This is a genomic window from Halopelagius fulvigenes, assembly GCF_042662625.1.
Classification (GTDB): Archaea; Halobacteriota; Halobacteria; order Halobacteriales; family Haloferacaceae; genus Halopelagius; species Halopelagius fulvigenes.
The window spans coordinates 814025-833930 of record NZ_JBHSXH010000009.1 but is presented as its reverse complement, the minus strand read 5'-3'; the positions used below and the strand labels follow the sequence as shown (position 1 = coordinate 833930).

The 19906-nt window shown below is 67.7% G+C and carries 23 protein-coding genes and 1 tRNA gene; 13 read left to right on the top strand and 11 right to left on the bottom strand.

Annotated features, from left to right (window positions below):
- Window positions 1-104 precede the first annotated feature (104 nt).
- On the top strand, window positions 105-608 hold the full coding sequence (locus tag ACFQEV_RS06790; RefSeq protein WP_379693971.1) for a YciE/YciF ferroxidase family protein: 504 nt from the start codon (window positions 105-107) through the stop codon (window positions 606-608).
- Between the two features lie 62 nt (window positions 609-670).
- Here the strand turns inward: ACFQEV_RS06790 and ACFQEV_RS06785 are convergent, their stop codons facing one another.
- Together ACFQEV_RS06785 and ACFQEV_RS06780 are read right to left on the bottom strand one after the other, a co-directional pair.
- Window positions 671-1180 carry a hypothetical protein gene (locus tag ACFQEV_RS06785; RefSeq protein WP_379693969.1) on the bottom strand — a complete coding sequence of 170 codons (510 nt, stop codon included), beginning with the start codon at window positions 1178-1180 and terminating at the stop codon, window positions 671-673.
- Window positions 1181-1292: 112 nt separating this feature from the next.
- Window positions 1293-1853 (bottom strand): DUF420 domain-containing protein, encoded by a 561-nt coding sequence (locus ACFQEV_RS06780; protein WP_379693967.1) that lies wholly within the window; start codon window positions 1851-1853, stop codon window positions 1293-1295.
- Window positions 1854-2005: 152 nt separating this feature from the next.
- On the opposite strand from ACFQEV_RS06780, the gene ACFQEV_RS06775 reads away from it, so the two are divergent.
- The 7 genes from ACFQEV_RS06775 to ACFQEV_RS06745 all read left to right on the top strand — a co-directional run bounded on the left by ACFQEV_RS06775 (window position 2006) and on the right by ACFQEV_RS06745 (window position 6876).
- Window positions 2006-2090: transfer RNA gene (locus ACFQEV_RS06775), tRNA-Leu, on the top strand.
- A gap of 185 nt (window positions 2091-2275) precedes the next feature.
- Window positions 2276-2797: a helix-turn-helix domain-containing protein gene (locus tag ACFQEV_RS06770; protein WP_379693964.1), complete on the top strand. Its 522-nt coding sequence runs from the start codon at window positions 2276-2278 to the stop codon at window positions 2795-2797.
- Between the two features lie 62 nt (window positions 2798-2859).
- Complete coding sequence (locus tag ACFQEV_RS06765; protein WP_379693962.1) at window positions 2860-4059, top strand: alanyl-tRNA editing protein; 1200 nt, start codon at window positions 2860-2862, stop codon at window positions 4057-4059.
- 38 nt (window positions 4060-4097) lie between these two features.
- Window positions 4098-5243: an acyl-CoA dehydrogenase family protein gene (locus ACFQEV_RS06760; RefSeq protein WP_379693959.1), complete on the top strand. Its 1146-nt coding sequence runs from the start codon at window positions 4098-4100 to the stop codon at window positions 5241-5243.
- A gap of 52 nt (window positions 5244-5295) precedes the next feature.
- A complete protein-coding gene (locus ACFQEV_RS06755; protein WP_379693956.1) occupies window positions 5296-5859 on the top strand; it encodes an HAD family hydrolase in 564 nt (187 codons plus the stop codon).
- Between the two features lie 190 nt (window positions 5860-6049).
- Window positions 6050-6442 (top strand): hypothetical protein, encoded by a 393-nt coding sequence (locus ACFQEV_RS06750; protein WP_379693954.1) that lies wholly within the window; start codon window positions 6050-6052, stop codon window positions 6440-6442.
- Between the two features lie 68 nt (window positions 6443-6510).
- Window positions 6511-6876 carry a hypothetical protein gene (locus tag ACFQEV_RS06745; protein ID WP_379693951.1) on the top strand — a complete coding sequence of 122 codons (366 nt, stop codon included), beginning with the start codon at window positions 6511-6513 and terminating at the stop codon, window positions 6874-6876.
- Window positions 6877-6906: 30 nt separating this feature from the next.
- Here ACFQEV_RS06745 and ACFQEV_RS06740 read toward each other — a convergent pair whose 3' ends face one another.
- From ACFQEV_RS06740 to ACFQEV_RS06720, 5 genes are all read right to left on the bottom strand, one after another.
- Window positions 6907-8379, bottom strand: coding sequence for an RtcB family protein (locus tag ACFQEV_RS06740; protein ID WP_379693949.1), 1473 nt, complete (start codon window positions 8377-8379; stop codon window positions 6907-6909).
- A gap of 71 nt (window positions 8380-8450) precedes the next feature.
- Window positions 8451-9560: a DoxX family protein gene (locus ACFQEV_RS06735; protein WP_379693946.1), complete on the bottom strand. Its 1110-nt coding sequence runs from the start codon at window positions 9558-9560 to the stop codon at window positions 8451-8453.
- A 57-nt stretch (window positions 9561-9617) separates the two neighbouring features.
- Window positions 9618-11222, bottom strand: a complete 1605-nt coding sequence (locus tag ACFQEV_RS06730; protein WP_379693943.1) for a sensor histidine kinase — start codon at window positions 11220-11222, stop codon at window positions 9618-9620.
- A 67-nt stretch (window positions 11223-11289) separates the two neighbouring features.
- Window positions 11290-11760, bottom strand: a complete 471-nt coding sequence (locus ACFQEV_RS06725; RefSeq protein ID WP_379693941.1) for an archease — start codon at window positions 11758-11760, stop codon at window positions 11290-11292.
- On the bottom strand, window positions 11757-12833 hold the full coding sequence (locus ACFQEV_RS06720) for a DUF502 domain-containing protein (RefSeq protein ID WP_379693939.1): 1077 nt from the start codon (window positions 12831-12833) through the stop codon (window positions 11757-11759). Before ACFQEV_RS06720 ends, ACFQEV_RS06725 begins: the two co-directional genes overlap by 4 nt.
- Window positions 12834-12930: 97 nt before the next feature.
- On the opposite strand from ACFQEV_RS06720, the gene ACFQEV_RS06715 reads away from it, so the two are divergent.
- The 4 genes from ACFQEV_RS06715 (at window position 12931) to ACFQEV_RS06700 (ending at window position 16205) form a co-directional block, all read left to right on the top strand.
- Entirely contained in the window at window positions 12931-13407 is a 477-nt protein-coding gene (locus ACFQEV_RS06715) for a GNAT family N-acetyltransferase (RefSeq protein WP_379693937.1), read from the top strand.
- 150 nt (window positions 13408-13557) lie between these two features.
- Entirely contained in the window at window positions 13558-14526 is a 969-nt protein-coding gene (locus ACFQEV_RS06710; protein WP_379693934.1) for a sugar phosphate isomerase/epimerase family protein, read from the top strand.
- 13 nt (window positions 14527-14539) lie between these two features.
- On the top strand, window positions 14540-15652 hold the full coding sequence (locus ACFQEV_RS06705) for a Gfo/Idh/MocA family protein (RefSeq protein ID WP_379693932.1): 1113 nt from the start codon (window positions 14540-14542) through the stop codon (window positions 15650-15652).
- Between the two features lie 115 nt (window positions 15653-15767).
- On the top strand, window positions 15768-16205 hold the full coding sequence (locus ACFQEV_RS06700) for a putative immunity protein (RefSeq protein ID WP_379693930.1): 438 nt from the start codon (window positions 15768-15770) through the stop codon (window positions 16203-16205).
- A gap of 56 nt (window positions 16206-16261) precedes the next feature.
- On the opposite strand, the gene ACFQEV_RS06695 is transcribed toward ACFQEV_RS06700, so the two are convergent.
- The 3 genes from ACFQEV_RS06695 to ACFQEV_RS06685 all read right to left on the bottom strand — a co-directional run bounded on the left by ACFQEV_RS06695 (window position 16262) and on the right by ACFQEV_RS06685 (window position 18078).
- Window positions 16262-17110 (bottom strand): eIF2B alpha/beta/delta subunit family protein, encoded by an 849-nt coding sequence (locus tag ACFQEV_RS06695; RefSeq protein ID WP_379693927.1) that lies wholly within the window; start codon window positions 17108-17110, stop codon window positions 16262-16264.
- 112 nt (window positions 17111-17222) lie between these two features.
- Window positions 17223-17504 (bottom strand): DUF5822 domain-containing protein, encoded by a 282-nt coding sequence (locus tag ACFQEV_RS06690; RefSeq protein ID WP_379693924.1) that lies wholly within the window; start codon window positions 17502-17504, stop codon window positions 17223-17225.
- A gap of 64 nt (window positions 17505-17568) precedes the next feature.
- Window positions 17569-18078, bottom strand: a complete 510-nt coding sequence (locus ACFQEV_RS06685) for a type IV pilin domain-containing protein (protein ID WP_379693921.1) — start codon at window positions 18076-18078, stop codon at window positions 17569-17571.
- Window positions 18079-18221: 143 nt separating this feature from the next.
- Between ACFQEV_RS06685 and panB the strand changes: the two genes are divergently transcribed.
- Window positions 18222-19031 carry a 3-methyl-2-oxobutanoate hydroxymethyltransferase gene (gene panB, locus ACFQEV_RS06680; protein WP_379693919.1) on the top strand — a complete coding sequence of 270 codons (810 nt, stop codon included), beginning with the start codon at window positions 18222-18224 and terminating at the stop codon, window positions 19029-19031.
- Window positions 19032-19052: 21 nt separating this feature from the next.
- On the opposite strand, the gene ACFQEV_RS06675 is transcribed toward panB, so the two are convergent.
- Window positions 19053-19829 carry an alpha/beta fold hydrolase gene (locus ACFQEV_RS06675; protein WP_379693915.1) on the bottom strand — a complete coding sequence of 259 codons (777 nt, stop codon included), beginning with the start codon at window positions 19827-19829 and terminating at the stop codon, window positions 19053-19055.
- Window positions 19830-19906 lie beyond the last annotated feature (77 nt).

The window sequence follows — 19906 nt, the reverse complement described above, 5'->3', positions numbered from 1 at the left end:
TCTCGACGACGGTTTCGCCCCTATACCAGAGCCGGAGTGACTGTCAGCATCGCGGCCGAGGCCGTTTATCGGCTTCGCGCGACCACGTGCGGACGGTGACATCAATGGCGCTCGAAACATCCCGCGACCTGTTCGTCTACAACCTGAAGGAGATGTACTACATCGAGAACCAACTCGTCGAGATGCTGGACGAACTCGCGTCCGACACGCCGGACGAGAAACTGGCGAAGGGATTCGCCGACCACCGCGACGAGACGCGACGGCAGGTCGAACGCCTCGAAACGGTGTTCCGAGAGATTCACGAGACGCCGGAGACGAGAGAGAGCGGCGTCCTCGACGGTCTGAAGCGCGACCACGAGGAGTTCAAGCGCGAGGTCGCGTCGAACGACCTCAAGACGCCGTACCACCTCGCGGCGGGCATCAAGACGGAGCGGATGGAGATCACGGGCTATCAGGGCCTCATCATGCTCGCCAACGAGATAGACTTCGACGGCGACGTGAAGGGTCCCCTCAAGGAGAACTTAGACGAAGAGGAGGACACGCTCCAGACGCTGACGACGATGCAGAAGGGTTCGAACATCAAGAAAGCGATTCAGAACCTGCTGTAAGCGGTCCGTAGCGTCTCGTCGGACGCCTCCCTTTCTCGCGCCCGGAGTTTTTCATCGGCCGTCTACCGGCCGGACGCGGTCGAGTTCGCCCGCTGGTTCCGCTTCGCCACCTGCTCTTCGACGTCCGAAATCGACACGAACGCCCGCGCGTCGTCGGACTCCAGTAGCCCGAGTATCGCTCCGGCCTCGCCCTCGATCGCCACCACGCCGAAGGAGTCGTACGTCTTGCCGACGCTCACGCCATCCGTCTCCTCGACGGTTCCGGTGAGGGCGTCCACGGCGTCGCTCACGTACTTCTTCTGGAGGCTGGCCATCTTCTGTTGCGCCTCCGTCTGGTTCATCTCGCCGCTCTGGACCTTCTGTCGGATGGCAGCGTGCTCCTTCTGCATCGCCTGCTGGTTCACGGACGCGACGGCGGCGACGCCGTCGTTTCCGCTCGTCCCGGCGTCTCCCTGGATGTCGTCCTGAGTGTCTCCCCCTAACCGGCCCGCGCATCCGGCCAAGAGCACTCCGCCGCCGACACTGACGCCTTCGAGAAACCGCCTGCGGTTCTGCAGAGTCGAATCGTCCATTGACGCGTCGAGGTGACGGGTCCGGACGAATAACGGTTGGCATTCCGCTATCCCGACTCGCGGTGAGCGTCGGCGTCCGCCCCCGCTCCGCCTCCGCGATTCCGACGCACGGTCAGTACACCACGTACAGCATCGCGTACACGACGTTTCCGAGGAAGAACGAGATCAGCCACAGCGACGCGGCGACTCGGCCCACCGTGCGGTGTCGCGTCCGGTAGATCTCGCTCACGGGGCGCGTGACCGCCAGCAGGAGGACGTAGTAGAGCAGGGGGATGCAGACGATGGCGAGGAGGATGTGGACGGCCAGCGTCGGCAGGTAGACGTACTGGTAGACGGCCTCTGGACCGGGGAACTCCGCGGTACCCCGCAGGACGATTCTGTACAGGTAGAGGGCGAGAAACGCGGCGAACAGGCCGACGGACGCGACCATCATCGCCCGGTGTCTGCGGACGTTCCCCCGCCGAATCGCGCGCACGCCGAGGAGAATCGTCGCGATGGCGACGGTGCTGACGGCGGCGTTGACGTGCGGAATGGCGTCTAAGACGCCGTCGGACGCCTGCGGGAGGAGCGCCTCCGGAATCGCACCGAGCACCGCCCCGAAGACGAGGGCCAGAGACGCGACGGTCAGAATCGCCGTCAGACCCGGGACGTGGTCTCGAACGCTCCGTTCCATACGTAATCGGTCGCCCGTGCGGACAAAACGGTTCCCCTCTCGTCGCGGCGCGCGGCCGAGAAATGCCGACTGCGAACGCCCGACACTCCGGCGTGGAAAGGAAACTCATATAAATTACCCCGGACAACGTGGAGTTGCACACGACACAGCGAGCGTGGGTAGCCAAGCCAGGCCAACGGCGCAGCGTTGAGGGCGCTGTCTCGTAGGAGTCCGCCGGTTCAAATCCGGTCCCACGCATCGCACGGCGGCACACCCGCCACAACGATGCAGGTGATTCCCTCCCGGGACATCACCCACGCACAATCCTTCCGACGCTACACTTCGTAGCGTCGGCTCTCTCGTTTCCGACCCGACCGTCCGAGAGCGACGGCGACGCCGGATCCGGCCGCGGTTTTAAAAGCGTAGAGACGATACGAGATGGCATGCCCAAGTACTCCACCGGAGGGGGTGGCGGCGGAGGAGACGGCGACAGCTGCGAACTCTGCGGTCGCACCGCCGGTAAACTCCGGCGCGCCAACGTCGAGGGAGCGAACCTGCTCGTCTGTTCCGACTGCGCGCCCCACGACGACAACCGCCACAAGGACAAGAAGAAGGGGGACGCGACGCCCCGAACCGACGATAGTCCGCGGAACCGCCGCAAGCGGGCGGCCCAACGGACGGCGAAACTGTACGACCAATCGAAGGGCGACTCCTCCCACTGGGAGAAGAAGGGGACGAACTACGAGAAGGACCGCCTCCCGTACCTCGTCTCCGGGTACGGCGGCGTCGTCGAGTCGGCGCGGCAGGACGCCGGCCTGACCGCCGAGGAACTCGCCGAGGAACTGGACATAGAGGAGTCCGACGTCGTCGCCATCGAACAGGGCCGCGCGACGCGGACGGACGTGGGCGGGTCGGTCATCCGCGCACTCGAAGAACGACTTGACGTGGACATCGTAGACGAGTGACCTGCCTTCGGACGCGGCCGTAACCGGGTCGTTTTTCTCCGCCGACCGTCTCACCGACACCCATGCTAACGCATGCCCCGGAGGAACCCGGCGTCCGCCGGTTCGAAGCCGAAGTCGCGAGCGTCGATGGACGGAACGTCACGCTCTCGGAGACGTACTTCTACGCCGAGAGCGGCGGCCAACCCGCCGACAGGGGAACGCTCGGCGGCGTCCCCGTCGCGGACGTACAGAAGGGCGAAGAAGCGGTCGTCCACACCCTCGAAGAAGCGCCCGATTTCGACGTGGGCGACGAGGTGGCGGGCGTCGTGGACGACGACTTCCGGACGTACTGCATGCGCGCCCACACCGCCAGTCACGTCCTCTACGGCGCGGGCCGCCGACTCCTCGACGACTTGGGGTACGGCGGGTTCGACATCGGCGAGGAGAAGGTGCGGGTGGACTTCGCCACCGCCACCGACATCGACGACGAGGTGGTGGTCGAACTCGAACGACTGACGAACCGGGCCGTCTGGGACTCCCGCGAGGTGACGTGGGAGGAGGTGCCCGCCGAGGAGGCGACGGCGCGCGACGACGTGGCGTTCAACACGAAGACCGAAGAGGGCGTGATGGCCGACGCGGACGCCGTTCGACTGGTCGATATCGACGGCTGGGACGTGGCCGCCTGCGGCGGGACGCACGTCTCGAACACGAGCGAAATCGGACCCGTGACCGTCGTCGGGCGGTCGAATCCCGGCGAGGGACTCACCCGCGTCGAGTTCGCCGTCGGCCCCTCGGGCGTCGAACGGCGCGCGGACGTCCACCGCGCCGCCCTCGACGCGTCGCGGGAACTCGGGACGGCCGTCGAGGACGTGGGGGAGGCGGCGGCCGAACTCCGCGCCGAGAAGGAGTCGCTGGAGAGCGACCTCCGCGAACTCGAATCGGACCTCATCGAGGGGAAACTCGCCGAGTTGGACGCCGTCGAACGCGACGGCGCGACGTGGCGTGTCGGGGTCGTCGACGAGTTCGGCCCGAACGACGTGGGCGAGGCGGCGAAGGACGCCGTGGCGGACGGCGAGGACGTGGTGGTGGCCGTCGGCGGCGGTGACAGTCCCTTCGTCGTCGTCGCGGCGGCCGAGGACGCGGACGCGAACGCCGGCGACGTCGTCTCGGACCTCACCGACGAGTTCGGCGGCGGCGGGGGCGGCGGGGCCGCCTTCGCGCAGGGCGGCGGACTCGACGCCGCCCCCGAGGACGTCGTCGCCCGCGTCCGCGACGGCGAGTAGTCACTCATCTTTTTCCATGTGAGATACGACTCCGAGGCATGGCACTCGCAGACGCCGGTTCGGCACTCACCGAGGAACAACGCGCGGTGCGCGACGTGGTGCGGACGTTCGCGGAACGGGAGATTCGTCCCACCGCCGCGGCGGCCGACGCCGAAGAACGGTTCCCCGAGGAGGTGTGGGACGGCCTCTCGGAACTCGATCTGACCGGGCTGACGGTCCCCGAGGCGTACGGCGGCGTCGGCGCGGACCGGACGACGTACGCCGTGGTCAACGAGGAGGTGGCGCACGGCCAACTCGCCGTCGCCACCGCCCTCTCGGTTCACTGCCTCGCCACCTCCTGCATCGCGGAGTTCGGGTCCGCAGAGCAGAAGGAGCGGTGGCTTCCCGAGATGGCGTCCGGCCGGCCGGTCGGGATGTTCGCGCTCTCGGAACCGCACGCGGGGTCGAACCCCGCGGAGATGTCCACCGTCGCTCGTCGGGAGGGCGACGAGTACGTTCTGAACGGCGAGAAACAGTGGATAACGAACGGTGAACGCGGCGAGGTGTGCATCGTCTTCGCGAAGACGGACCCCGACGACCCGAACTCGGTCACGCAGTTTCTCGTCCCGAAGGACGCCGGTATCGAGGTGGGAAAGAAAGAGCACAAACTCGGCCTCCGGGCGTCGGACACGACGAGTCTCCTGTTCGACGACGTGCGCGTCCCCGCGGAGAACCGCCTCACCGAGGAGGGCGCGGGCCTCTCCGCCGCGTTCCGCATCCTCACGGGCGGTCGCATCGGCATCGCGGCGCAGGCGGTCGGACTCGCGCAGGCCGCCCTCGACGAGGCGAAGTCCTACGCCCTCGAACGAGAGCAGTTCGGCGAACCCATCGCCGAGATACAGACCATCCGGCACAAGGTGGCCGACATGGCGACGGACGTCCACGCCGCGCGCCTGATGGTCCGCGAGGCGGCCAGACTCGAAGACGAGGGCGAAGATCCCCGAACCGCCGCCGCGATGGCGAAGTACGCGGCCAGCGAAACCGCCGTGGACGTGACGAACGAGGCGGTCCAGATACACGGCGGGTACGGCTACACCGCGGAGTTCGACGTGGAGCGGTTCTACCGCGACGCGAAGATAACGACCATCTACGAGGGGACCTCCGAGATTCAGAAGGAGATTATCGCCCGCGGCGTCTTCGAGTGAGTCGTTCCCGCCGACCGAAGCCGTCTTTCCGGTGGGGGCCCGACTCCCGTGCGTGAAACCGACGAAGACGGACCTCGAAGCGTTCGACGCCGTCGTCTGGGACTTGGACGGAACCCTCGTCCACCTCGCGGTCGATTGGGACGAGGTGGCGAACGAGGTGATAGAGGCGTTCGACGGTCACGGCGTGGACGCCGGCGGGATGGACCTCTGGGCGATGCTCGACCTCGCGGACGAGGAGGGCATCCGCGGCGAAATCGAGGCGATAATCGCCGACCACGAACACGAGGGCGCGCGCGAGTCTGAACGACTCCCGCACGCCGACGCACTCGGCGCGAACGGCGCCGCCGAGGGCGTCTGCTCGCTCAACTGCGAGGACGCCTGCAACGTCGCACTCGACGCGCACGACCTGTCCGAACACGTCGACGCCGTCGTGGGCCGCGACTCCGTGGCGACCCGGAAGCCCGACCCCAAACCCCTGCTGGAGACGATAGACCGAATCGGCGCGGACACAGAATCGACCGTCTTCGTCGGCGACTCCCTCACCGACGAACACGCCGCGGACCGCGCGGGCGTCGAGTTCCTGTACGTCGGCGGCCGCCCGTCGTCCCTCGGCTAACTCGGCTTACAGTCGGCACGTCGTCGTCGGACCGGCGGCGGCGTGCCGAGCAACCGCGTCTCGCCGCCGGGTCGAACTCAGCGCACGCGGCGTCTGGCCGCGGCATCGCGGATAAACGTTCGGCGGGCGGAGTGACGGAGGCGCGGAGCCGACGCGGGCGTTAAGTCGCCCTGTCTCCTATCGTCCGCCGATGAGCTATCCGGTGAGTTACTACTGCCCGCACTGCGGCGCACTCGTCGAAATTCTGCGCGAGGGCTACCTCGCGGACAAGTCCGTCACGCCGTACCCCCTCGTCGGGTGGGAGTACGCCGAACCGGACGAGGAGTTCGAGGACGATGCCGAGGGAACCTCGGCAAGCAGTGGGACGGTGTCCGACGACGCGGACGGCGTTCACTTCGTCTGCGGCGAGAGCGACGCGCCCGGCCTGACGTGGACGGGAGAGCGGATCGAGGCGGACGATGTGGACGACCCGCACGGGGAGTCGCCGTGCGGCCGCGACTTCTACCTCTCGTTCGTCCGGTACGAGGACGGCGAGGCGGTGGAGTCGGTTCCCGAGAGCGAGTACGTCGATATCGGCCTCTAACCCCGCCGGCGTCCTCGGCCACTACCTGTCACGGTAGAGATATCTCCTCGTCGAGCGTATAGGTGGACATGAGCCTCTTACAAATTGGTCTCGCACTCGACGACGCGTTGTTCTTACTGCCCTTCCTCACCCTCGTGTTCGCGGTGGTGGTGCTGACCGGCGGGATAGTCTACCTCGAGCACAGAAAGGAGATGGCCCTCATCGAGGCGGGGATGTACGACCCCGAGGCGGCCGACCCGCGGGCGTGGGTTCTCGGCGGCGGCCTCGTCGCCCTCGCTCTCGGCCTCGCGGACGTGACGACGACGCTCCTCGCCGGCGGCGTCCCGCAGGAGGGTATCGCGGCGACGTTCGTCGGCCTCGCGGCGCTCGCGTACTACTTCTACAAGCGCCGCGCGAGCGAACGCCGCGCGCCCGACTCGGCGAGTCGGTCCTGAGTCGGCCGTCCCCGGGTCGGTCGCCCGCGCTCAGCCCTTGATGTTGCAGACGGGGAACGTCCGCACCACCTTGTCGCCGATGCCGAGTTCGTCGGAGACGCGGACCACCTCGTCCACGTCCTTGTAGACGCCCGGAGCCTCCTCGGCCACCGTCGCGCCCGACTGCGCCTTGACGTATATCTTCTCTTGGTCGCGCAGTTCGTTCTGCACCGTCTCGCCCCAGTACTCCTGTTTGGCCTGCGTCCGACTCATCGTCCGGCCCGCGCCGTGGGCGGTAGAGCCGAACGTGAGGTCCAAGGAGTTCTCGCCGCCGCGGAGGACGTACGACCCCGCGCCCATGCTCCCGGGGATGATGATGGGTTGGCCCACGTCGCGGTACGCGGAGGGGAGTTCCGGACGGCCCGCCGGGAACGCCCGCGTCGCGCCCTTCCGGTGGACGTACAGTTCCCTGTCCTCACCGTCTACCGCGTGTACCTCCTTCTTGGCGATGTTGTGCGCCACGTCGTACAGCAGGTGCATCTCCATCTCCTCCCAGTCGCGTTCGAAGACGCGTTCGAACACCTGCCGCGTGCGGTGCATGATGAGTTGGCGGTTCACCCACGCGAAGTTGATGGCGGCGCACATCGCGCCGTAGTACTCCTCGGCCAGTTCGGACCCGGCGGGCGCGGCGGCGAGTTCCTTGTCCGGCAGGTCCGCCAACAGGTCGCCGTGTTCCTTCTCTATCCGCCGGAGGTAGTCGGAGCACACCTGGTGGCCGAGTCCGCGCGACCCGCAGTGGATGAGGACCACTATCTGGTCGTCGAACAGACCGAAGGAGTCGGCCACCTCTTCGCGGAACACGTCCGTCACCCGCTGAACTTCGAGGAAGTGGTTACCGGAGCCGAGACTGCCGAGTTGGTTCTTCCCCCTGTCTTTTGCCTTCTGGGACACCGCACTCGGGTCCGCGTCGGGGCGCATCCCCTCGTCCTCGCAGTGGGCTAAGTCCTCCTTCACGGCCCAGCCCTCTTCGAGGGCCCAGTCCATCCCGCGGGCGAGGACGCCCTCGACGGCGTCGATGTCCCCTTGGACGACGCCGCCGCCGCCCAGTCCGGACGGGACGTTCGCGAACAGGGCCTCGACGAGTTCCTCCTCGCGGCCCTGCACGTCGTCGTAGGTGAGGTTCGTCTTCATCATTCTGACGCCGCAGTTGATGTCGTAGCCCACGCTGCCGGGCGAGATACAGCCGTCTTCGACGTCCGTCGCGCCGACGCCGCCGACGGGGAAGCCGTACCCTTGGTGGCCGTCGGGCATGCAGATGGCGTACTTGGCGATGCCGGGCAAGTGCGTCGCGTTCCGCAACTGCTGGAGCGTCTTGTCTCCCCCGATCTGTTCGAGGAGTCCCTCGCTGGCGAGTACCCGCGCCGGGACGCGCATGTCGCCCTCGCGGGGAATCTCCCACACGTAGTCTCGGACGCGTTCGAGGCGGATGCCGTCGAACTCTCGCACGTCGGCGTCGTCTGTCATACGCGGCTAGTCGGCCGGCCGCCACGAAAGGATTCCGTCACGGGGATTTCCCCGGGACTCACTGTCACGCGTCAGTCCGCCGCGGTCGCGTCGGCGGACCGGTCGCGCCGCGCGGCCCAGTACTCCAACCACTCGTCCACCGAGAAGGGGCCCGCGCCGGTCACGAGAAGCGCCGAGACGAGGCCGAACAGCGAGACGTGCGCCAGCACCGGGTCGTCCGGGAGGCCGAACAGCGTCGTCGTGAAGAGGAGGAAGGCGGTCAGCGACGCCACGCGGGTGAACGCGCCGGTGATCAGGAGGACGCCCACGAGCGCTTCAGTCAGTCCCGCGCCGACGACCCACAGTTCGGGCGAGACGGGGACCACGGCGGTGAGGTTGTACTTCGCGACGACGGAGAGCGCTTCGCCGGGGTTCATCAGCTTCTGGGCGACGCCGAGGTAGACGAACGAGACGCCGACGCCGACGCGGAGGACGAGGGGGACGAGCGACGCGAACGGCTGGACGCGTTCGACGAACGGCACCGCGATCGCGCGGTAGAACGGGTCCACGTTCGAGTACAGCGTCCGGTCGTCCGCCGCCATCCGCGAGACGACGTGGTCGGCGCTCGGACGCCCGCCGCCGAGGAGGGCAATGGCGATGAAACCCGGTACGTACTCGAACGCGAGCATCAGCGCCGGTTCGAAGGCGAAGCCGACGAGGTAGACGGCGAGTCCGGCGGCGGCGACGAGGCGCGTGCCGAACCCGAACAGGAGGAGGAACCCGACAGTGATGCCGAACAGGCGCACGAACGTCGGGTCGGCGAGGTGGACGACGGGCGAGAAGAAGTAGCCCGAGAAGCCGGCACCGATGAGCGGGATCCCCACGCTCAGACGGAGGAGCCACGGCAACAGGTCGCGGTAACTCTCGATGGTCTCGCGGAACACCGCCACGTCCCGCCTCGCCGGGCGGACGGCGAGGTACCCGCCGAGGAGTGCGACGACGAACGCCGCGCCGCCGAGGAGGACGGCGACGTTGAACGGGTCCGAGAGGGCCCCCGCGAGGAATTCGGCGACCGCCACGGGGTCGCTCCCGGGCGTGACGTACTTCACGTGCGCGCTCGCGCGTCCGGCGAACGCGACGAGGGCGAGCGAACAGACGAGGGCGAACGTCCCCGCGCGACCAACGGACGGTCGGAGCTTCATGTAGGCGGTTACGACTCGGCCGCCGTAAGGCTCTCGAACGAAGCGTCGCGCCGGCGGTCAGTCGGTGCGCGCGTCCGCTTCGTCCGCGCGTTCGTCGCCGTCTCCGCCGGGAGAGCGAACCTTACGCGCCGACGAGGTGCGGGGGAGGGTGAAGTAGAACGTCGCCCCTCGGCCGGCGTCGGACTCGACCCAGATGTCGCCGCCGTGACGCTCGACGATTCGCTCGCAGAGCGCCAACCCGATGCCGGTCCCCGGGTACTCGTCTATCGTGTGGAGGCGGTTGAACACCCCGAACACCCGGTCGTGGTACCGCGGGCGGATGCCGATGCCCTCGTCGGCGACGGAGAACCGCCACTCGTCGCCGGACTCGGCCGCGCTCACGTGCACCCGCGGCGATTCGTCTCCGGAGTACGTGACGGCGTTCGAGAGGAGGTTCCGGAACACCTGCGCGAGTTGGCGGGAGTCCGCGGCCACCGTGGGCAGTTCGTCGCTCGTGACCGTGGCGTCCGTCTCCTCGATTCGCGGGCGCAGGTCGTCGAGGACGTCGTCGAGGACCGCCCCGGCGTCCGTCGGTTCGAGCGGGTCCCCGTCCGTACCGACGCGCGAGTACTCGAGGAGATTGTCTATCATCGCCCGCATGCGCTCTGCGCCGTCCACGGCGTAGTCGAGGAACTCCCGCGACTCGCCGTCTACCTCGTCGGCGTGTCGGGATTCGAGGAGTCGGAGGTAGCTCGACACCATCCGAAGCGGTTCCTGTAGGTCGTGGGAGGCGGCGTACGCGAACCGCTCTAACCGCTCGTTCGACGCCTCCAGGCGCTCTATCGTCTCTCGAAGCTCCTCGTCCATCCGCTTTCGCTCGGTGACGTCCTCGAACGCGAAGACGACCGACGCCACGTCGCCGGACGCGTCGTAGAGGGGGCTACCGCTCACGGACAGGTGGATTCGCTCGCCGCGGGGGCAGGTAATCCGTCGCTCCTCGTCGTACACCGGTTCGCCGGACGAGCGGATGCGTTCGAAGAGGCTGTCGGCGGCGGGGCCCTCCTCGCAGTCCGTCTCGACGAACAGGGGGCCGTCGGCGAACGCCCCGCTCTCGTCCGCCGTGAGTCCGACGATCTCCCTCGCGCGCCGGTTGACGAGCAACACGTCGCCGTCGGTATCGACGACTTCGATGCCGACCGGACTCGTCTGGACGATTCGCTCCCGCAGGTCGCGTTCGCGGAGCAGTTCGTCCTTGTTGCGTTCGGTCTCTCGGGCGCGCGCGAGGGCCCGGGCTTCGTTCACCCCGATGACGAACCCGCCGGCGCAGCCGAGACCCGTGGCGAGGATGCCGGATATCATCCACCGGTCTACGCCCCCGCCGGTCACGGTCTGTACGAGGGCGAGGACGACGAGCATCACTGCGAACCCGCCGAGCGACCAGCCCACGATGCGCGGGTGCAGGTCGGGGCTGAGGTCCGTCTCCGCCAGCCACCGCCCCCCGAACAGGACGACGAGCCACGGACTCGTCGTCAGGAGCAGGCTGACACCGACCGTCGTGACCGTCCCGCCGTTCGCTACCACGAGAACCGTCCGTCCGACGGCCAACAGGACGAACAGAGCGCTCAGCGCTACGAGGAGCGCGCGACCGCCCGCAGCGGAGACGAAACGCGTCAACCGCGACATGGCGAGAGAATGGCGCGGATACTACAAGAACTGCTTGGGAGCGACCCCCCCCGCGCCGAACGCGCGGTCACACGTCGAAGACGACGTACGCTCGCCACCCGTCGGCCGTCTCTTCGAGGGACATCTCCGAGTAGGTGACGGCCTTTATCTCTCTGGCGTCCACCGCCGAGAGCGGAACGCCGCGCGCCGACCCGTCGAGAATCCACTCGCCGTCGTCGTCGTCGTTACCGTCGTCGTCGTTACCGTCGTCGCCGAATCCCGCTCCGTCGTCGGGCGCGCGAACCTCGGCGTCGTTGTCCACCGGGAGGACGCCGCGCACGTCCCGTTCGTAGATGAGTTGGTCGAGGTAGTCGAACAGGAGAGCCTCAGGGCCCTCCGCGCGCACCTCGACGCCGAATCGTTCGCCGCCGGTCGGGGGGACGGCGTCGCACCCGGCGGCGGCGAGTCCGTCGGCGACGGCGGCGAACGCCCCCGAGAGGTCGGACGCCGTCGCCTCGACGGCCACGTCGGCCGTGTGGTCCCGGAGTTCGAAGCTCATGCGGACGACTCTCCGTCGCCGCCGTCCTGTCTCTTCCGGTCCGTCTCGACGCCCGCCGCCGCGTCGAACGGTTCCGGGTCGACGTCGGCCGTCGCTCCCTCTCCCGAGTCCGCCGGCAGTCGGTCGTCGGCGTTCCCGCCGCCGACCGCGTCGTTCTCGTCGGACGCCTCCCCGCGGCGCGCGAGTTCCTGCGGCGTATCGACGTGCTCGGGTTCCACCCGCTCGTCGTACCGTTCGAACCGCTCGGCTCCGGGGCCGTCGCCGAACGGCGCGCTCCCCGTCCATCTCGGCGCGGACTCCTCGTCGCGTCCATTCGCGCCGATACCGCCGCGCGTCCGGGTCAACTCCCGAAGTTCCGACGCCGAGAGACCGCTCGACCGCCCCTCCTCGCCCATCGCGACGCCGCTCGTGACGATGGCCTGCACCCCCTCCTCGACGCTCATGTCCACGTCTATCACCCGCGACGCAGGCACGTGGACGAGGTGCCCGCCCATCACCGGGTTCGGCGCGAGGGGGAGAAACAGCGTCAGCATCCTCTCGTGGTCCGTCTCCTCCGAGAGGACGTCGGGCGTCTCCGTGGTGACGAACCCGAGCGTGTAGGCGTCCTCGTGGGGGAACTCCACGAGCTTCACGTCGCGGAAGTTCTGCACCTCGCTGTCGAGCATCGCGTCGCTCATCCGCCGGAAGCTCTCGTAAACGCTGCCGACTCCCGGTATCTGCGACATCACGTAGTCGAAGTAGTCCACCGCGCGTTCGCCGTACCGCGAGCTGTTCACCACCAGTCCGACCGCGATGACCGCGAGGAAGACGGCGACGGGTACCGTCAGTTCGACGATGGTCTCCGGGGAGACGCCGATGATGTCGGGGATGAGGCCGAGAACCGGCAGGGCGACGATGACGTCCGAGACGATGTTGACGTAGGGGTAGACGGCGTTGAGCAGGAAGGCGAAGACGAAGACGGTGATGACGACGGGGACGACGACCGCCGTCCCGGTGATGGCCGCCTCGCGGAGCACGTCGCGCACCGACCGTCCGACCCACCTCATCCGTCGAGGGCGTCGGTCGTCTGACATTCGTTCGCACGTTCGACTGAGCGGTACAAAACGCTCGCGGCCGTGAACCCTCCGAAACGACGGTGGAGTTATATTCGTGACCCCACTACCCGTGGGCGTGAGTGTCAACGTCGAAAAGCGGGTGGACGGGCCGGGGTCCGACGAGCACGCCGAGCAGGCGTGGGAGTTGAAAGAGCGGATTCGCAGCGACGAGGGCGTCCTCAAGCAGCGACGGCGGTTCTTCGTGGACGCCTACCGTCGCTCGAAGACGCACCTCCTCTTTCTCGACGAGGACCTCATCGCGTTCGCATCCGCGCGCCGAGACGGCTATATCCTCTTTCTCGCCGTCGCGCCCGAGGTGCGCGGCGAGGGACTCGGAAAGCGCCTCGTCGCGGAGGTCGCGAACGACCACGGGTCCGTCTCCTGTCACGCGCGAGCGACGAACGAGGAAGCGTTGGCGTTCTACGAACACATCGGGTTCGAGATCGAACGCCTGATAGAGAACTACTACGAGGACGGCGGCGAGGCGTACTACCTCCGCCTCGGGGAGAAGTCCGGACTCCGCGAGAAGTTTTCGGACTTGTTCAGACGCTAAACGACACCGCCCCGCGGACCCGAACCGCCGCCCTGCGCCCTCGAACGCCCGCCTACCCACTCACTCTCTCTCCGCCCGCCTCCTACGAACATCTAATAGTTACTACTGTTATGCTAACCTTTTATTCAAACGCTCTCTGTACGTCGGTGTATGTACATCGGCGTACTCACCGTTCCGCTCGGAGGCGAATCGCTCTCCGACGCCCTGTCGTACCTCGACGACATCGGCGTCGACGGGGTCGAACTCGGCGTCGGCGGCCACCCCGGACAGGCCCACGTCGACCGACGGGAGATGCTGGACGACGAAGACGCGCAGGACGAACTGCACGATACGCTCTCGGAGCACGACATGCAGGTCAGCGCCCTCGCGACGCACAACAACCCCCTCCACCCCGACGACGACACCGCGGAGGAGGCGGACACGGAACTCCGCGAGGCGATTCGACTCGCCGCGCAGTTGGACGTGAACACGATCACCTGCTTCTCCGGCCTGCCCGCGGGCGGTCCGAACGACGAGGTGCCGAACTGGATCACGGCCCCGTGGCCGACCGAACACGCCGACGCCCACGAGTACCAGTGGGAGGTCGCAGTCGACTACTGGTCCGACGTTGCGGAGTTCGCCGACGAACAGGGCGTCGATATTGCCATCGAGATGCACCCGAACATGCTCGTCTACGAACCGACGGGGATGCTCCAACTGCGGGAGGCGACGAACGAGCGAATCGGCGCGAACTTCGACCCCTCGCACCTCTACTGGCAGGGCATCGAGGTGACGGACGCCATCCGGTTCCTCGGCGAACGCGACGCCATCCACCACTTCCACGCGAAGGACACGAAGGTGTACGAGCCGAAATCGCGCATCAAGGGCGTCCTCGACACCACCGACTACACCGACGAACCCGACCGGTCGTGGCTGTTCCGCTCCATCGGCTACGGCCACGACGAGGGCCACTGGAAGGACGTGGTGTCCACCCTCCGGATGGTCGGCTACGAGGGTGCCCTCTCCATCGAACACGAGGACTCCCTGACCTCCTCGACGGAGGGGCTGGAGAAGGCCGTGGACGTGCTCGACCGCGCCGTCTTCGAGACGCAACCCGGCGACGCCTACTGGGCGGAGTGAGGAGGTCCGAAAAATGACACTCGACGTCGGAATGCTGGGGTACCGCTTCATGGGGAAGGCGCACTCGAACGCGCTGGCGCGACTGCCGATGTTCTTCCCGGACGCGCCGGAGGTGAACCGTCACACCCTCGTCGGGCGCGACGAGGAGGCACTCGCCGACGCCGCCGACCGGTTCGGCTTCGAGCGCACCGCCACCGACTGGGAGGACGTGATCGAGGAGGTGGACGTGTTCTACAACCTCGGCCCGAACCACCTCCACGCCGAACCCTCCATCGCCGCCCTCGAAGCGGGCGTGCCGGTGTTCTGCGAGAAACCGCTCGCGCGGACGCTCGACGAGGCGGAACCGATGCGCGACGCCGCGGCGGACGCGGACGTGCCCGCGGGGTGCGCGTTCAACTACCGGTTCGTCCCGGCGATCCGGTACGCGAAGGGCCTCATCGAGGACGGCGAACTCGGCGAGATTCACCACGTCCGCGGCCGCTACCTGCAGGATTGGCTCGTCGACCCCGACGCGCCGTGGGCGTGGCGGATGGACAAGGAACTGGCCGGAAGCGGCGCGCTCGGCGACTTGGGCGCGCACACGGTGGACCTCGTTCGGTTCCTCGTCGGCGAGACGGCAGGCGACATCGAACGCATCAGCGGGCACCTCCAGACGTTCGTGGAGGAACGCCCCGTCCCCGGGTCCGACGAGACGAAACCCGTCACCGTGGACGACGCATACACCGCCCAGGCGGAGTTCGAGAACGGCGCGATAGGTACCTTGGAGGCGTCGCGCTTCGCCAACGGGCACAAGAACGACCACACCGTCGAGATTCAGGGCTCCGAGGGGAGTCTGAAGTTCTCCCTGGAACGCCTGAACGAACTGGAGTACAAGGGTCCGGACCACCGCGGGTACGAGACGATTCTGGTGACAGACGAGTCCGACCCGTACGTCGACCACTGGTGGCCGCCGGGCCACGTCATCGGGTGGGAACACACGTTCGTCCACGAGAACTACGAGTTCCTCTCCGCGGTCGAGGAGGGCGGCGAGTTCCACCCGTCGTTCGAGGACGCCTACGAGGTCCAAGCGGTCCTGGACGCGATAGAGCGGTCGGACGAAACTGGCGAGTGGGTCACGCTCGGCTAAGGCCGAGCGAGATACTCGCGAGACAGTTTTTAGGCGAGTGGATCGCTCTCGACTGAGTTCGACAGAAGCATCCGCGGGAGGAACGCCCGGTGGCTGAAGCGGACGGGAGACGAGAATGACGATCGACGAAGGAGACCACAGGACGCTGGCGCTCTGGGCCGCCGACTGCGCCGAGCGCGTACTGCCGTATTTCGAAGCGGAGCGTCCGAACGACAGCCGACCTCGAGACGGTATCGAAGCGGCGCGTGCGTGGGTTCGCGACGAGATAGGGGTGAGCGAGGCGCGCGACGCCGCCTTCGCCGCCCACGCCGCCGCCCGCGACGTCGAGCGATCCGCGGCCCGCGAAGCCGCCCGTGCCGCCGGGCACGCCGCCGCAACCGCCCACGTCGCCGACCACGCCCCTCACGCCGGTACCTACGCTGTCAAAGCTGCCGCCGCAACCGCCGATGCCGCCGCCGACACCACCGCTCCCGAGAGCGAACGTGAGTGGCAACGGAGACAACTTCCCAAGCACCTCCGACCGGTCGCGTTTGGCGACCGAGAAACCGACTGAGAGAGAGAACGAGTTCGAGGAGACGCGCCGTCCGCCGTCCGACCGCAGGGTCCGACTCAGTACGATTCGACGGCGGAGTCAGTGACGACTTCGTCCACGAGTTCCATCGGCGTGGCGTCGTAGGCGGGGTTCTCGATGACGACGTCTTCGAGGGGTTCCAGCGACACCTCCGACGGCGAGCGGTGTTCGTTCTCGAAGGCGAACCCGTCGCCCACTATCTTCGCGCCGGACCCGATGACGACGACGGGGACGCCGAGTCGGTTCGCCGTCGCGGCGATGGGGAACGTGCCGACGCGGTTGTACAGCGTCTCGTCCACGATGCAGTCCATCCCGATGACGACCCGGTCGCACCCCTCTAACACCATCCCGACGGCGCTATCGACCAACAGGTGCGTTTCGACCCGGTCGATGGCGGCGAGCGTTCGGGCGGTCTTCCGGCCGAGGAACCGCGGGCGCGCCTCGCTCACGTACGCCGTCATGTGCGTCCCCTCGGCGGCCGCGCGTTCGACGGCCTCCAGCACCGTCGAGGAGTAGTCGTGCGTGAGGAACACGTCGCCGTCGTCGAATATCTCGACGGCGTTCTCGGCGGCGCGGGACTTCCCGTGTTCGACGTCCTCGACGATGCGGTCGATTATCTCCTCGGTGAGCGACTTCGACTCCTCGACGGTGTCGGCGCGGCCGACGACGTTCCGGAGGATGCCCTGCATCGCGTTGTACAGCGACGCGTGGGAGGGGTTCGCCCGCCGGAGTGCGCTGGCGTTTCGCTCCAAGTCGCGTTCGAAGTCTTCGACCGTGGCGTGGTCGCGGTCGAGAAGTTCCTGAAGCGACCGGGCGGCCTTGATGGCGACGACCGAGGAACTGTGCGTCTGCATCTCCTTGATTTCCTCTATCGTCTCGTCTATCATTACGTAGACCTCACCGAGACGCGCCAAAGTCCTTCCGGGAAGGAGGGGCCGTCGCTGGTCGGGCGGGGTCGCGCCGCGGCGCCCGCGTGGCACCCGCCGGTACCGTTCTCGGTCAGTCGCCGTCCGCGCCTAACTCGACCTCGTCGGGGTCGCTCCCCCCGTCGCCCGCGTCCGTTCGCTTCGCGTACGCGAAGACGGCGACGGCGGTGAGGAACCAGATGATGGCCCCCACTCTGACGGCGAAACTGACGCGCGCCTCCCACGTCGGGAGCGTCACGCCCGTCGAGAGGAGTGCGACGACGGGTGCGCCGACGAGGATGGTGACGACGAACGTCGTCTGCATCACCCACCCGTAATCGACCCCGTCCGGGTTCGACCGTTCGACCGGTTGCACGGTCGAGGGTTAGACGGCGGGGGCTAATGCGTGCCGGTTCGTCCCCGGGCGTCGCGCGACGCCGTCAGCACTCGGGACTCGTGGACGTCGGGTCGCGCGGAATCGTCACCTCTCGGAGAATCGCCGACGTGTCGTCCGGCCGTTCGACGACGACGTAGTACGTCTGACCGGCCTCGCAGACGGCGTCGAGGACGCCGTCGCTCCCGCGCCCGTCGATGTGGACGCGGCCGCCGGGCGAGACGGTCGATTCGCCCGCCCGGATGCTCCGCCACGCGATTTCGTTCCCCGACTCGTCGCGGACGTAGACGATGGACCCGTCCGCCACGTCGCCGGCGACGTGGGAGACGTTGACGTACGCGCCGTTACCGCCGTTCCCCGCGCCGTCGGCGACGTACTCCGTCTCGAAGGCGACCTGCGGCGTCGGTTCCCGGAGGGCGTCGGCGAACTCGAACGCCATCACCGCGAGGGTGGTCGCGAGGAGGATAGCGACGACGAACAGCAACGCCGCGCCGACGACGGGCGAGACGCCCCGGGTCGGACGGAGGAGAGGGCGAGAGGGACCGAGAGAGCACATCGTACAGTTCGAACTACTGTCAAGACAAGTAAAACTACTGTTATGATGAAAGTGTTTCTGGATGACTGTTACGGCGACGGCCGTGAGCCGTCCGAACGGCCGACAACGAGCGATTTAACGCGGTGCCGACACACGAAGCGGGTATGACGACGGTACGTGACGTCCGCGAGAAGGCGGGGACCGAGCCGATAACGATGCTGACCGCGTACGACGCGACGACGGCGGGAATCGTGGACGAGGCGGGCATCGACGTCGTCCTCGTGGGGGACAGCATGGGGAACACGGCGCTCGGGTACGACACGACGCTCCCCGTGACCGTCGCGGAGGTCGAGTCGCGGACGGCGGCCGTCGCGCGGGCGACGACGGACGCCCTCGTCGTCGCCGACATGCCGTTTCTCTCCGTCGGCGTCGACGAGGCGTCGAGCATCGAGAACTGCGGGCGGATGCTCAAGGAGGCGCGCGCCGACGCGGTGAAACTGGAGTCCGGCCCCCACACCGTCGACCTGACCGAACGACTCGTCGAACTCGGCATCCCGGTGATGGCCCACCTCGGCCTGACGCCCCAACGGATGAAGGAGACGGGGTACGGCCGACAGGGGACGAACCGCGACGAGGCGCACGAGATTCTCGATTTGGCGCGCCGGCACGAACAGGCCGGCGCGTTCGCCCTCGTCCTCGAACACGTCCCGTCGAACCTCGCGGAGCAGGTGACCCAAGCGCTCTCGATTCCGACCATCGGCATCGGCGCGGGCGCGGAGTGCGACGGGCAGGTTCTGGTCGTGGACGACGTGCTCGGACTCAGCGACCGGTCGCCGCCGTTCGCGAAGCAGTTCGGCAACGTCCGCGAGGAGATGGCCGACGCCGTCTCGGCGTACCGCGAGGCGGTCGAATCCGGCGAGTTCCCCGGGGAGGAACACGGCCACGTACAGGAGGAGTTAGAGGACCTCTACTAACCCACCTTTTTCTCGAATCCGTTACTCGGCCCGCCGGTCCAGAAAGTCCGTCAGGGCGGCGTTGAACGCGGTGGGCGCTTCGAGCATCGCCAGGTGGGCGGCGTCCTCAACGACGGCCAGTTCGCAGTCGGGCAGTTCGTGGACGAAGTACTCGTGGTATGACCGAGGGGTGAGCTTGTCGTGTTCGCCGACGAGAGCCAGCGTCGGAGCGTCCACGTCGTCTAATTGCCCGCGCACGTCGAAGTCGTGGCAGGTCAGGAAGTCCCGTTCAGTGACCGCCCGCCCTGCCGCGAGCATCGCCTCGCGGGACTGCTCGACGTACTCCTCGGAGGGGTCGTGGAACAGTCGGTCCGGTTCGTGGAGGAACTCGACCGCACGCTCGAAGTCGTCGCGAAGCCACGCGAGCAAGTCGTCCAGAACGGACAGTCTCGCACCCGTGCCCGCGAGGACGAGGGCGTCGAGGGACACCTCGCGTTCGATGACGGCGGTGAGTGCGACCGCGCCGCCCAGCGAGTTGCCGACGAGGACGCTCGCGCCCGTCTCCTCCGTGACCGCCAGCACGTCGTCCACGTACGCAGAGAGCGCCTCGTAGCCCGCGTCGGCGTCCGCGTCGTCGCTCTCGCCGTGCCCGCTCAGATCGAGGGCGACGACCGGGTACTCGTCGGCGATTCGCAACTGCGACTTCCAGACGTCCTTCGTCCCGCCGCTACCGTGGACGAACAGAACCGTCGGCCCGCCCCCACCGCGGTCCGCCGTCCGATAGACCGTCTCTCGCCCGTGGTGTGTGACCGACTCCATACGGGAAGTTCGCTCCGTCGGCGTATAAACCCAACCCCATCCCTCTCCAGGAGGGGTGTGAACCGCAATTCAACCTG